Below are 14,336 nucleotides of genomic sequence, written 5' to 3' on the forward strand. Positions count from 1 at the left end.
TCGGCCAGCCAACCGCGTACGTGCAGGGCAGCGGCATGGTCGCCGAAGAACCGGTGATCAAAGGCTTCAAACTGCGCCTGGAAACCCGCACCAGCCGCACCACGCGCCGCGATTACGACTTCGAAAAACCGCGCCTGCAAATGGAAGCCGCCTACAAACCCGAAGGCGCTCTCGATAGCAAAGACGCCGAACCAGATCTGGAAGACTACGACTACCCGGGCCGCTTCATCGACCGCGCGCGCGGCAAGTTCCTCAGCCAGCGCGCCCTCGAACGCCATCGCGCCGACTACCGCCAGGCCGAAGGTCGCGGCGACCAGACCAAACTGGTCAGCGGCCACTTCATGGCCATGTCCGACCACCCGCGCAGCGAGTGGAACGACCTGTGGCTGCTCACCGAAATCTTTCACGAAGGCAAGCAGCCGCAAGTCCTCGAAGAAGGCGTGACCAGCGACACCACCGACAACAAGGACGACTTCCACCAAGGCTACCGCAACACCTTCCTCGCCACCCCGTGGGACGTGTTCTACCGCCCGGCCCTCGAACACCCGAAACCGCGCGTACTCGGCAGCCAGACCGCTATGGTCACCGGCCCCAAAGGCGAAGAAATCCACTGCGACCAATACGGCCGCATCAAGGTGCAATTCCACTGGGACCGCGAAGGCCTCGCCGACGACAAAACCAGCTGCTGGCTACGCGTCTCCAGCTCCTGGGCCGGCGACCGCTACGGCGCCATCTCCATCCCGCGCATCGGCATGGAAGTCCTCGTCACCTTCCTTGAAGGTGACCCCGACCAGCCCCTCGTCACCGGCTGCCTGTACCACAAGGAAAACCCGGTGCCGTACGCCTTGCCGGCGAACAAGACTCGCAGCGTGTTCAAAACGCTTAGCTCACCGGGTGGCGGTGGCTACAACGAACTGCGCATTGAAGACAAGAAAGGTGCGGAGCAGATCTACATCCACGCCCAGCGCGATTGGGATGAAAACGTAGAGCACGATCAGAAGATTCGGGTCGGCAATGAACGCCACGACACGGTGGTGAAGAACAGCTACACAGAGCTGAAGGCTGAAGAACACCGCACCACGATCTCCGACCGCAAGGTTGAAGCGAAGCTGGATGATCACCTGACGATTGGGCAGAACCAGCATGTGAAGTTGGGGACTGCGCAGCTCACCAGTGTGGGGAAAGAGATACACCTCAAGGCTGGGGACAAGATTGTTATTGAGGCGGGGACGGAGCTGACCATTCTTGGGGGTGGGAGCTTTATCAAGCTGGATGGCGGTGGGGTCACGGTGGTTGGGCCGGTGATCAAAATCAATGCCGGTGGGTCGGCTGGGTCGGGCACGGGCATTGGGATTAAGCCGCCGGTGCTGCCGGGGGTGGCGGATAAGGATAAGGCGGGGAGTTTGATGGATCAGGCGTTGTTGAATGCACCGCCTGAGAAAGTTAAACCGAAGGCTTTTTTTGTGTTTTCCGAGTGATCGACATGAATCGTGTTTTGAAGAAGAGCAATGGCATCGCGATAGCGGTTTTCACCGCGTCGCTGTTGAGCCTGTTTCATGGCAGCGCTTATGCGGATGAATGTCCGTCCGAGGACTTTTCCCAGTTTCTGCCGGCGTTTTCTGCAAATGCTGAAACCCAGCAGCGTTTGACTGCGATGACGGTGAAGTCGCTGGTTTTGAAACCTACCGGGGAGAGCGGAAATTTTGATCCGCAAACGACTGGGGTTAAGAGCTCGACGTTGGCATTTCCACTGATGGCACCCGTAGCCACAGGAAAGACCGAAGGTGTCGAGGTCGAAGCGGTTGACGACAGTCATTTCAACGTTGTTGATAAGCGTGCAGGTAACAGCAACATCAAGATCTTCAACTTTTCTCGCCAGGCGTGTTGGGTTCTGGAAGGTGTTGAGGATTGGTCGATTAGTGAGAAAGACCTTGTTGTATCGGGTTCTCCGACCATGAGTACGGCCGAGAGCATTTGCTATCAACGCGCGCGGAGTTTCGAAGGTCTAGGTGGACTGGAAAAGTATTATCTGACAGGAGAGTTTTTCGAGGCCGCGTTGGAAAACTATGTTTGCGCCGCTGCTTCGGGGGATCCTCAGGCGAGTTTGGATGCTGCGAGTTTGAGCCTCTCTGGCATGGCACCGCAGTTGGAATCAGGCAAGGTTGAGTCGCTTTTCAAAGCTGCGGCAACAACCCTCGCGGATGGCGCAGCTTCTCTATCTACATTTTATTGTTACGGAAACAACCCATCCGCAGAAGGTGCTTGCCAACACCCCGATGAGGCCGAAAAAGAACTTATTCGTGCTGCCTCAATGGGGTCGACGGATGCAATGAATTATTTAGGTTACTCCTTCGAAACGGGAGGGCTAGTAACCCGGGATTTATCAAGAGCACTGGCCTGCTATCGCTTGGCAGCGGATAACGGTAATGAAACTGCCCTGAAAAATTTTAATCGATTGAAAGCGCAATCAGCTGAAGACAGCAGCTATTGCTACTAATTTGCAGGAAGCAGAAATGACTGAACCACTTGATTTAAAAAGTAACTACACCGGTGGCGACTACGTTTATAAAATGGGCGGCGATGGTTTTCAAACGAACGCCGCCGGTAAGAAAAAGATTGACTGTTCTCATATGGTTAATCTGCTGCTGACAGGCGCTGGATATAATATTCCGTATGAAGACACCCGTAACATGGATACTTCCAGTTACTACACAACAATTGAGCCACAGAGCGTAAAGCGAGGTGACATCGCCTTATGGATAAATGCCACTCCTAACAAACCAGGTGATCCGATTTTTCATACAGGGATTATCGAGGACTACAACCCCGCTACAGAAGTTGGGCACATATTTGGTGCTCAAAATAGTACAGGGCCAGCGATAACAATATTTGGTCCCAAACCACCCAGTTACTATTGGCCGAAAGCTACAAAATTCTTAAGAGCAAAGGAAAGTTTTCGAACAGGTACAAGCCCTGCACCTGCACCTGCACCTGCTCCTGCTCCATCTGCAGCGGTGCCGTTATTAAATTTTCAATATCCATTTCGAAAAGCAGACGGTAAACAGTTTTCTGATGCGGAAGAAGTATATAAGGTACTTGAGAATGAAACATCCGGGCATTATTTGCTGGGGAGTAACAAGTTCTGGCACGGTGGGATTCACATCAGCAATGCCAGCGCACCTCAATGTATTTTGAACGAACCGATTCGTTGTATGGCTGATGGTGAAGTCGTGGCCTATCGCCTTAACGAAGATTATCTGGAATCTACGTTCGGTGAAAATGAGAAGAAACTGAAGTATTCCAACTCATTTTGTTTGGTGCGACATGAGTATAAATCTGCGCCAAACCCAGAAGAAGGACCGAGTAAAGGCAAGCAAAACAAGTTGAATTTCTACAGCTTGTACATGCACCTTCTGCCCTTCAAGCGTTATCCGCTGACTGAGGAAGAAACTCCGAAGCCTCAAGTGACCATGAAGGTAAGTGACTTCAACGCTTACGACGATTTCCCTGAATCCAGTAGCGTTCAGAACGTTGGCAAGCTCGTTGCGGGGACCAAACTTGAAATACTGGATCAAAAGGCCCTAGGCAACGTTACCTATGCGAAAGGGAAAATTCTTTCAGGTAGCGTTAAAAAGAACGGTCACAAAGTTCGCGAGGCTGGAAAGGAGATCTGGTTCGCATACTTGAAAGACGGAGAACCCTACAAAAACTCCAAACCCGCACGTATATGGCTGGCAGACCCGATCCCGGAGCGTTTAAAGCCAAAATATTGGCAAGGTAAGGTGAAAGGAACCGCGTTGACAAGATTGGATCTTTATCAGGGTCCTATCTCTGCCCAAAATGGGCAGAATGCCGGTGATAAGATTGGCTCGCTGCAACTTAACCCTCAAAGTTCGGTTGAATTTGAAAGCAAAGAGGTACTGAACCTCAATGTTGCAGGGACAATTCGTCGAATGGCGAAATGTACGAGCAGCGGTAGCTTGGCTGGGGATGGAAGCCTTCCTCCCAGCTTCTGGGCGATTGTGGAAAACGAATATGTTGCCTGGGATGTAATCCCGAGTAGCTTCAATTCTGTAGAGCCTGCAAGTACCGGAATCAAGGCAGGTGATCCGATCGGATACTTAGGGCTGACAGAAAACCTCACAGGCGAAGATGGCGGCGTAACCAATAAGTATCAGGTTCATGTCGAGATATTCACTGCTGATATCGACGTAAAAAATTTTCTTCAAAACGCTGCTGGTTTGAAGATAGGTAAACAATATCTGCATCTTTTGGCAGGAGCTGAGCTCAAGAAAAAGGCGCCTGCTACCGGTAGTATTCCGGTCAAAAAGGAGCATGTTGTTGATTTAAGTAAGGCTCCCGTGATCAAGGAAGGCGATGAAAGCTGGTATGACGTCAGTGTGGTGGAAGATGATCAACCGTTAAAGGGACTTGTTAAAAAATCTGGCGCAACGCTCATCACTCAGCACGACTGGGAGAAATTGGGTTTTCAGATCGTGGAAGAAACAAACACCGTTGCCGATGGATTCCTCGACCCTCAAGACATGCCTCAGTTCTTCAAAGATCTTTTCGCCAAAATTGATAAAAACCACGATGGGGATGTTGATCGCAATGAACTCTCTGAGGCATTGAAAAATGTTGATATGAGAGGTCACTGGGCGAAGCTCATTGCTCACCATCCAACTGAGTGGAAGGACAAGGCGGAGTCGGTTAAGTGGAGTAAGTTGGATAAATTACTAGAAGCATCTCCAAAAACGTTGAAGCACGAAAAAGAACGGATAAGCAAATATGTTTTTTGGAGTGAGCTGTCTGGTAAGGCCGCTGTTAGTTCAGATGTAGTTTGGCATTTTCATCCGGTTGAATTCATAAAAAATATGACCGCTAAAAAAATCTGCGAGTGCAATGCTATTGTTAAAGTGACTCGTTGGAATTCTAGCACTATGACCCACTATGGCCCATTACATACCGGTGATAAAGAGTTAGGCAGTGCTCCTCAATGGGATGAGCTAGTATCTGCGGGGAGGATTACAGCGGATGAAAAGAAAATCATTGTTGTCATGTCGGGGAATGAAGCAAAAATCAATGGGGTACAGTGTTATGACAGTGAAGTGATCACTGCGGGAGCGATGCAGAAAACAATGAAAGTCACCGGTGGCGGTGAGCTGCCAGATCAAATTAAAAAATTCAAGGATCAATATCCAGATGCATATGTAGAATTTTTTGAATCTAAAGGTTGGAAATTAGATGAAGCTGGTGTATCCCCGCAATTATATTATCAGGGGGAGGCTCGAGCTAACGGTGCTAAATTGGAAAAGCAGGCGCTAAAAGAAAACCTGCAACTTGGATGTAATGAAGCGACCTTTGGCAAGGTAATTGATTGCCAGCCAGTTTCTGCGATGGCGTGTGCAATTGCAAGCCCGCTATACGTGGAAATACAAATAATGGATTTTATTGATAGGCTGCATGCTGCATTGAGTAAAGTGCCCGCGGGGTACAGCTTTAGTGCCGAAAAGTTATTTAAGTCTCCTTTAGGAAAGGCTGTAGTACTTGATCATGATATAAATAGGCCCGCCTTTGTCAAGGATGATTTAGGTGCAGCGCTCGACACATTTTTCTCCCAGAATCCGGCGGTAAGTAGGAATATTGATACCTGGGGGGCGGCGCACGGCGCGAATGAGCGGAAGGTTCTCGATTTGTATGGTAATAACAGAAGAATGACGAATCCATCTCTCCGTTATAATCACTTAAAGGCAGGGCTTTGAAAATGTTAAAGGCAAAATTTTTTATAGGTACGTGTCTAATTTTTTCAATTGGATCTTTTTGTAATGCCGCAGATTCGAGTGTGACGAGTGCCGATGGTGCGATGCTCAAGTTTTCTTCTTGGGATCAAGGTGCTGCTGTATGGAAGCGCGCTACCTTCTCCAAGATGAACGAAAGCTATGATTTATACGATAGTGGGAGCAAAGCTTCAGTTGGCGTAGGTATTAACTCTGATTCTCTTTCGCCCAGCAAAAAATATGCGTTGGTTCAGCGAACTGTATTTGGAGAGTTGAGCAATGGGCAAGAGGTGGTTGCCACCGAGAATAATTATTGCGATATGGTTTCAATGGATACTGGTTGCGTACTTTTGTCACGCTCCGCTGAAGCGTGTTCTGGAAGTTGGAAAGGGGGAAATTGGTTGACTGATGGGGGAGAGGTGATTGTGCCGAACTTGGAAACGATTTCTCCTAACAACCTAATAAAGTCAGTGGAATTGATTAATAATGCTTCTGCGAAAGGACTTGCTGTAAAAGACCAACTATTCATGGGGGTCGAATCTTATATGAGTTGCTACCCAGCCGGTAAGAACGTCCAAGCCTTGAACAATGTCGGTTTCTATCTAGCACAAGCAGGTGATGATTCGTCCGCACTGAGGATTTATCGGGGAATCGAAGTAGTTGGTAAGCGGACTGTACTGATGCTCAATATCGCGGACTCTTTGTGGAATTTGAAAGAAACTTCCGAGGCTGCGAAATATTACAAAAAATACTCTGACGCCATGATCGCGGAAGGTAAAGCCGGAAAAGTGCCTGCACGCGTTGCTGAACGGGCGAAATAGCGACGCGAGGGAGGTTTCGATCCTGGGCGGCATGGGCACCACCGAGGCGTATGTGCGGTGATTGGTAAAGGGGACGGATTTATTTGTTACGCTCGACCGTTTTGAATTTGGTCGAGAACTTAAATAGATCTGACCCGATTGTCGGTTCTGACTCTATCTTCTGTCGCCGGCCCGTTCAGAATTGAACGGATCACTGATTTTTTTACGGACGCCAAGGAATGCAGTTTTTCAGATTCAGCCTCATTTTTTTACTTTCAATACTGTCGCCTGTGGTCATGGCTGAGGGCACGATGATTGCCACCATCCTTCAGGCTGACTTTTCCAAGGACCCGGAAGTCCGGTTGCTTGTCAGAGTGGTTGATGTGGGTGGTGGTTCGGATACCCCTTCCATTGCGGTTCGTAATCAATGCCTGGAGAGGAAGGCGTCCGCAGAACGTCCTGGGCCGGATCCGTGCTTTTCGATAGAGATCACTGAGAGCAAAAAGCAACGGGCCATTGTTCGGCAAACGCTATTGAATGATCCTCAGCGCACAACCGACCCTATCTATTTGGAAATTGTTTATCGCTCGGAGGTCAGCGAGAGCGATCCGACGAATCACCATCAGCGATCCGCCACACTGAAGATCGAAGAAAACGGCCTCTACAATTGGAACAATGAGAGCGAACAGGCATTGGCGGACGTTGAGTGGTTTCCCTCGGGAAATGGTGTTCTTGATCTGATGGTTCCTGATGCGGATGCATTGCTGAATTCTGTATATCGGGATCGTATGAGTCGGCTGGACGAAAGCGGTCAGAAAGCACTGAGGGAAACTCAAAGAGCCTGGATGAAATTTCGAGATGCGGAGTGCCAGGCCGACCCGAAATTGCATAAATCAGTTTTCGGTGAGTGGTCCGATGCCTGCCTGATTCGCGCGACGATAGAGCGTGCTCGCCAATTGGCTTTGGCACCGGACAAGAACAGACGTTGAAACGGACAAGTCAGAGCATTGGCGCGAAAGCGTCTACTTGGATGAGCATGAACAAACTTTTCTTTCTCTTTTTTGCGCTATTTCCTTTAGGCGCTCAAAGCGCAGTCACCACCGAATCACTTTGCTTCGAACTATCCCAATCGAGCCCGGTAAAGTTCGAACTCCGGACCTACTACGACGAAGCCAGCAAATGGTCCGGTGGTTTCGTGAAGTACGCCAACTCAAGTGAGCCCATTTCCATTGTGTTGACGGATTCTCAGACTGAAGTCCTCGATCCGGACGCGCCTTGGCAGCACACCAGAACCTGGTCCGAAATCGTCAACGGCAAGGTCACGGGGACTTATGAGTTGATGACTCAAGGCTCGCAGATCGTCTCGATGTCTTACACAAAGCAGTCCAGCGGTAAGGCTTATAGCTTCGGAATCAGCACCAGCATCGACTCCTCTCTCGAGTCCGGATGCAAGTGGGAGTAGGGCAGTACATGCAATTCAAAACTCTAGCGGTATCGCTGCTCGGCCTGATGTGGACGATCCCGGCGTTGGCCGAAACCACCACGTTCAGTCCAACCAAAGGCGTCGACGCGACGCTGGTTCTCGAAGGCTCCAAGCTGAACATCGCGGTTAAAAGCGAAATGCACAGCGAGTCGCGAACAATCGATTTTGAAGCCGAAAACGAACTCTATTTGCAGTTCGACGATTTCAATTTCGACGGCGCCCAAGATTTCGCGGTCTGGCAACTCGATGACGGCATGGGCACTTACCACTACTACCGGGTGTTCATTTACCAAGTCAAAACCGGCACCTTCGAAGAGTTGCAGCCGGACTGCGGCGATGGCTTCGTTAACCTGCGCGTCGACAAAAAGCGTAAAGCGTTGCTCAGCACCTACTGGGAAATGAACATACCCAAGCAATGCATCACCCGATTCACCAAACGCAAAGCCTGAATGACTCAAGGATGAACACAGTGAACCGTTTTGTTTTAACCCTGCTGGCCGTACTGCTGCCGGCTTCAGCGGCCTATGCGCAGGACGACTGCAGCCATGTCACCTCAAGCCTGGAAATGGTGCCCTGCTCGGAGGCGGCGAAGAAGGCTGCCGATGCGCAGTTGAATGTCAGCTACAAGCAGTTGATGTCGCGGCTTGAGTCTGACTATCGAGCAGATCCGGCGTTGGGTGCGGAGTACGCGGCGAAGGTTAAAGATTCGCAGCGTGCGTGGTTGAAATTGCGCGATGCGAATTGCCCTTTGGAGGCGTTCGAGATCGAGACGGGGATGCCGGCGCATGTGTTCGCGGTTAACTCGTGCATCGCCAGAATGAGTCGTGAGCGTTCGGCGTATCTGGACAAGATTGCGCCGGAACAGTCCGCGCATCTATCCGATAAAGGCAATGCCAGCGACGCTTGCCCATCCGAGGATTTCTTACCGTTCCTGGCAGTGTTTTCTGCCGATGTCGAAGCCCAGCGCCGGCTCACTGCGCTTACCGTCAAATCGTTGGTGTTAAAACCAAAGACCGAGCCGGGACGTTTCGAGCCTGTGACCACGGGCGAGAAGGGGACAGGGTTGGCCTATCCGTTGATGACGCCTATCGAGTCTCGTAAAACCCCGGGTGTGGTGATTTGGGAATACGATGACAGCCACTCCACTGTTGTGGATCGACGCGCCGGCTGGAGCAATGTCAAAGCCTTCAACTTTTCCCGTCAGGCGTGCTGGGTGCTTGAAGGCGTTGAAGACTGGTCTATTAGCGAGAAAGACCTGGTCGCGGCCAGTACGCCGACGATGAGCAAGGAAGAGAGTTACTGTTTCCAGCGTGCCGAGGCGTTCGAAGCATTGGGTGCACCGGAGGACCAGCCTCGCACCGTTGAGTTGTTTGAGGCCACGCTAGAAAACTTGTTATGTGCAGCGCACTCCGGGGACCCACTCGCCAGTTATAAAGCCGCTGTTTTGAGCCTCTCGGGCATGGCGCCGCAGGTGCCGACGGATACTTTGGAGTCACTATTCAAAGCAGCGGCCACTACGTTGCCGAACGGTGCGATGGGACTTTCCGAGTTTTACTGCGATGGCAACGAACTAACATCCGACGGTCCCTGCAAAAATCCTGCGCTTGCAGAGCAAGCACTGATGGGCGCCGTCAAAATGGGCAATGCCAACGCGATCAGCAAGTTGGGATCTACCTTCGCGAGCGGCGAATGGGGTACCAAAGATCCATCCCGAGCCATGGCCTGTTATCAACTGGCTCTCGCGAAGGGTAGCGAAGGCGCGAGTTTCGGTTTGGAACACTTGAAGAAAAACTCCACCACACCAATCAAACCCAGCTACTGCTACTGACAACCCCCGAAACCCCACGCATTTCCTTTAAACTCCCCACCCCCAAGGAATGCGCTCAGGACACGGAATGCCAGCCCCCTCGAACTCCCTTCGCCCAGCGCTAGTGCTCTGGCTATACGTCGCCGCAATCGTGCACATTCTCGCCGGGCTCACCCTGACCTGGGCCGGTCACTCCGGTTTACTCGACGGCTATCTGCACACCCTCGAACTCACATTCTGGGGCGCCGACCCGGTGCCCGCCGCCGGCCACGAACAGCAAGTCTGGTGGCTCGCGCTGTTCGGCGCGACGCTGCAAAGTTATTCGCTGTACATGCTTGCGCTGGTGCACTTGGGCAATCGCTTGAAAGCCCCGGCAGTCTGGGGCTGGTTGAGCGCCGGCATCCTGGTATGGGCGCCGCAGGATATGTGGCTCTCAGCGCAACAACAGGTTTGGTCGCATCTATGGCTAGATGGTTTTGCATTGCTGGTGTTGTTGCCGCCACTGTTCTGGCTGTATCGGCATGACCGCCGAAACGCTTCTTCAGTAAAGGCACCGAGCCAATCCAGCCCGTTTGCCGGTGGCGCTTTCAAACGCGTGCTGATCACCGGCGGCACCGGGTTTATCGGCGAAGCCTTGGTCAACCAACTGTTCGCCGCCGGCCACTCGGTCAGCGTACTGACGCGCGATCCATTGAACGCGGCCAACCTGTTCAACGGCCGCGTCCGCTGTGTGCATTCGCTCAGCGAACTCAGCCACGACGACACCTTCGACGTAGTGATCAATCTCGCCGGCGCCCCCGTCGCCGGCCCAAGCTGGACTCCCAAGCGTCAGGCGCAACTGCTCGCCAGCCGAGTCGGCACCACCGAAGCGTTGATGACTTGGCTGAGGAACACCAAGCACAAACCAGCACTGTGGATTCAAGCCTCGGCCATCGGTTTCTACGGCGTGCGCGATGCCAGCGAAAGCCTCGACGAACACGCCAGCCAGGGTGACGGCTTCATGGCTGAACTCTGCGCGGGTTGGGAAGCCGCCGCGCAACCGGCCACGGAATTTGGCGTGCGTCAGGTGCTGCTGCGCCTCGGCGTGGTGTTCGGCCCGGGCGGTGCGTTGACGCCGTTGCTGCTGCCGTTCCGTCTGGGTTTCGGCGGGCGCATGGGTGACGGTCAGCAGATCATGAGTTGGGTGCATCGCGACGATGTGCTTCAGGTGATCGCGCGGGCTTTCAACGATGACAGTCTGCGCGGCACCTACAACATGGTCGCGCCCGAAACGGTCAGTCAGGCAACGTTCGCCGAGCAGGCCGGCAAAGTCCTCAAGCGTCCGGTGTGGTTGCACATTCCCGCCGCGCCAGTGCGTGCAATGGCGGGGGAGATGGCGCAGCTGTTTTTCGACGGTCAGCGCGTGGTGCCGCAGCGTTTGACCGAGGCCGGTTACACGTTCCGCTACCCAACCCTCGACGCCGCTCTGCGCGATCTGACCTGAGGATCGCTCATGAGCAAGCCGTTGATGTACCTGCTGGCCGGCAACGGCAGCGCTGCCGATTGGTGGGATGACGCACTGCCGCACTTCCAGCGCTACGACGTGGTGCCGCTGGAGTTGCCGGGCTTCGGCGCCAATCCGCAGCCACCCTGCGAAGATCTGGCGGACTACGCGCAGACCTTGTTGGCGATGACGCAGAAGGGCAGCGCGATCATGGCAGTCGGGGTCAATGCGTTGCTGGTGCTGCACGCGTTGCAGCGTCGGCCCGGGCACTTTTCGCGCAGTGTTCTGTTGGCGCCGGTTGGGGCATTTTTGTGGCAGCGTCGATTGCCGGCGCTGATGTCACCGCTGCCGATCCGCAAGACCATCCACTGGCTGCTGTCGAACAAACCCACGCTGTTTGCGCGCAAGTTCTCCCACCAGACCTGGACGCCTGCGCAGTACCAGCGCATGGGCGCCGGCTATGCGCGCTGCCGTGCGTTTGTGCCGCACTGGGATCTGATTCGCGCCGATACGGCGTTGCCGCTGCTGGAGTGGATCACCGATCCGGTCGAGCTGGTTTGGGGCGATCAGGACGCCGTGCTGGGCATCGAGCAAGCGGCGGCGTGGTCGGCGATTCTCGCCCGCGCTGATCTGACCATCAGCCTCAAACCCGGTTGGGGTCATTACCCGTGGATCGACTCGCCCGCGCAGTTCGCGCATTGGCTGGAGTCGGGCGAGCGCGGGTTTGTCGCGCACACCAAGGGCGGGCGTTTGCGTCTGGCTGAATTGGCGCGGCAAGTGGTGCCGGCAGCGCTGACCCTCAACGATTACACCGATCCGCGTCTGCCGGCATTTCTCGCCGCCCAACCTGATGTGACCTGGGCGGTGCGCTCCTCCAGTTATGGCGAGGATCAGGCCGATTCGGCGAATGCCGGTTTGAGCACCACCTATCTGCGCGAGCCGACCGCCAATGTGCCGAAACGCATTGCCGAACTGACGGCCGAAGGCGTCGAGGAAGTGGTGGTGCAGCGCTTTATCACGCCGGTAGTGTCCGGGATCGCTTTCGTGCGCCATCTCTCGGTAGAACTGGAATGGGTGGAAGGCCATCTCGAATCGCTGGCCGACGGTCACGTCAGCCCCTCACGGGCAACGCTTTCGCGGCTCGGCGATGCCTGGCGCAGCGGCACATTCACGCCATCCCACGGCTTGACCGAAGACTTGCTGTGGCGCTTTCTGCAAGACGTGCTGCGCGTGTTCCACTACGTGCCCGGCGACGTCGAATGGGCTTGGGATGGCGCGCAACTGTGGTTGCTGCAATACCGGCCAATCAGTGATTACGGCTGGCGCCGCCACCTGACCGCCGCCAATATCGCCGAGATCCTGCCGCCGCAACCGAGCGTGCTGGTTGAGTACGCCCAGCGCCGCGCCGCCGTAAGCATCCCAGCGATCATGGCGCGGTGGGATGCGCGGGTGTTGCAGGACAACGAGCCGTTCACCGCAGTGTTCGGCGGCGCGTCCTACATCAACAATGATCTGTTTCTTGCCCGGCTGGCCGACTGGGGCATCAGCGCCGCGAACTACGCCGGTGAAGTCGGTGGCGCGACTCCGCATTTGCCATGGCAACCGCTGAAGATGCTGCGTTCGTTGCCGCTGTTTTTGCGTATGCAACGCAAGGCTCGCGGGCATTTGCTGAATCTTGAAAACGGCTTGCAGCGCTTCGATCAGGAACTGGCCGAACTCGTCGCCCAAGCTGCCGATGGTAAACAACTCGCAGACTGGTTCACCCGGTTTTACGTGTTCGTGGTGCAAGGCAATCTTTGCATCGCTACAGCGCTGGCCAGCAGTGGCGGCGACTGGTTCGGACGCCCGCCGACCGCTTACGACAACCTTGAAAACAGTCCGCATCGATTGCCGTGGGAAACCGATCCAGCCACACCTCGACCCGCGTCGAGTGAGCTGCCATTACAACCATTCCCGCAATGGTCAGGGCTGATCCGCCTCGCCCATTCGAGCGGCCTGCCGGGCTTGCGTGGCTACTACCTGCAAGTGCGCGAGTGGTATCGCGACAACCTGATGCGCATCTTCTTCCGGCTTCATCACGCCATGCCACTGGCGGACCGCGAGCATTGGTTCGCGCCGCATCCCGACGTGCGCACCCGCGACGGCAGCTTCTGGCAGGACGGTCGCGAAGGTGCGGAGCAGGCCACCGGGTTCATGATTTATCCGGGGCAGGTGCAAGGCATCCTCGGCGCCGACATCCTGCTCGAAGACACCCTCGATCCGGGGCGACACGCGCATTACCAGACGGCGCGGGCAGTGATTGCGCGGATGGGCGGACGCTTGTCGCATGGCTCGACGTTGCTGCGGGAGCTGCGCAAGCCATCGGCGGTGATGCCGCAGGTGGATCCGGCGTGGGTGGGGTGTGAGGTGTTGTATCGGGATGGTGAGTTGGAGTTGATCAATTCGAAGGATAGGAAGTGAAAACACTATTGTTGCGTATGAACTGGCTGTCACTGGTAGCGGGCAGTCTCTTGGCAATTTCAACCGCCATGGCCTTCGCTGCCGATCCAGCCTTCAAGGATTATACCGTCACGCCAGTTTTCAACGGCCCCAACCATAAGCTGGTGCCGCAAGAGAACAGCAACCCAATGATGGATCAGACACGGGTGCAAGCCCTGAAAAGCAAGGTCAACTTCGCCGGCCATTACATCCTGCACAGGCTAGGTTGTGGCGGCAGCGCCATTTGCGGTGAGGTGCTGGACGCCCAGACCGGTGAAGTGGTTGGCGGTCTACCGAATGCTTACGACGGCAGCACCTTCGGCATGGTTTACCAACCCGACAGCCGCTTGATCATCGTGTCCGGCATCACGCTCGACGGTGAGCAAGACTCCCAAGGGAATGCGTTGGAAAGCGGTAATCGGGATCGTTACTACGAGTTTGTGAACAATGAGTTTCGGCTGCTGAGCATGACCGACGTAGAATCGTCGCCGATGGATGATGAGTGAGT

Annotated in this window: 11 protein-coding genes; all 11 read left to right on the plus strand. The window is 54.5% G+C overall.

The features are described 5' to 3' along the window. The coding region (gene tssI / locus WA225_RS25190) for a type VI secretion system tip protein TssI/VgrG (protein WP_422610099.1) at positions 1-1,478 on the plus strand (1,478 nt) is incomplete at its 5' end. Between the two features lie 5 nt (positions 1,479-1,483). Continuing rightward, positions 1,484-2,497 carry a tetratricopeptide repeat protein gene (locus WA225_RS25195; protein WP_422610100.1) on the plus strand — a complete coding sequence of 338 codons (1,014 nt, stop codon included), beginning with the start codon at positions 1,484-1,486 and terminating at the stop codon, positions 2,495-2,497. 16 nt (positions 2,498-2,513) lie between these two features. Continuing rightward, positions 2,514-5,762, plus strand: coding sequence for an EF-hand domain-containing protein (locus WA225_RS25200; RefSeq protein WP_422610101.1), 3,249 nt, complete (start codon positions 2,514-2,516; stop codon positions 5,760-5,762). Positions 5,763-5,764: 2 nt separating this feature from the next. After that, positions 5,765-6,598 carry a tetratricopeptide repeat protein gene (locus WA225_RS25205; RefSeq protein ID WP_422610102.1) on the plus strand — a complete coding sequence of 278 codons (834 nt, stop codon included), beginning with the start codon at positions 5,765-5,767 and terminating at the stop codon, positions 6,596-6,598. A 218-nt stretch (positions 6,599-6,816) separates the two neighbouring features. Further along, positions 6,817-7,566 carry a lysozyme inhibitor LprI family protein gene (locus tag WA225_RS25210; protein WP_422610103.1) on the plus strand — a complete coding sequence of 250 codons (750 nt, stop codon included), beginning with the start codon at positions 6,817-6,819 and terminating at the stop codon, positions 7,564-7,566. A gap of 47 nt (positions 7,567-7,613) precedes the next feature. Next, positions 7,614-8,039 (plus strand): hypothetical protein, encoded by a 426-nt coding sequence (locus WA225_RS25215; RefSeq protein WP_422610104.1) that lies wholly within the window; start codon positions 7,614-7,616, stop codon positions 8,037-8,039. A gap of 8 nt (positions 8,040-8,047) precedes the next feature. After that, entirely contained in the window at positions 8,048-8,509 is a 462-nt protein-coding gene (locus tag WA225_RS25220) for an XAC2610-related protein (RefSeq protein WP_422610105.1), read from the plus strand. Positions 8,510-8,529: 20 nt separating this feature from the next. After that, entirely contained in the window at positions 8,530-9,888 is a 1,359-nt protein-coding gene (locus tag WA225_RS25225; protein ID WP_422610106.1) for a lysozyme inhibitor LprI family protein, read from the plus strand. Between the two features lie 67 nt (positions 9,889-9,955). Continuing rightward, complete coding sequence (locus tag WA225_RS25230; protein WP_422610107.1) at positions 9,956-11,350, plus strand: TIGR01777 family oxidoreductase; 1,395 nt, start codon at positions 9,956-9,958, stop codon at positions 11,348-11,350. A 9-nt stretch (positions 11,351-11,359) separates the two neighbouring features. Then, positions 11,360-13,810, plus strand: coding sequence for an alpha/beta hydrolase (locus WA225_RS25235; protein ID WP_422610108.1), 2,451 nt, complete (start codon positions 11,360-11,362; stop codon positions 13,808-13,810). Between the two features lie 68 nt (positions 13,811-13,878). Next, positions 13,879-14,334 carry a hypothetical protein gene (locus WA225_RS25240; protein WP_422610379.1) on the plus strand — a complete coding sequence of 152 codons (456 nt, stop codon included), beginning with the start codon at positions 13,879-13,881 and terminating at the stop codon, positions 14,332-14,334. Positions 14,335-14,336: the final 2 nt, after the last annotated feature.

Source organism: Pseudomonas sp., from assembly GCF_049300855.1.
Taxonomy (GTDB): Bacteria; Pseudomonadota; Gammaproteobacteria; order Pseudomonadales; family Pseudomonadaceae; genus Aquipseudomonas.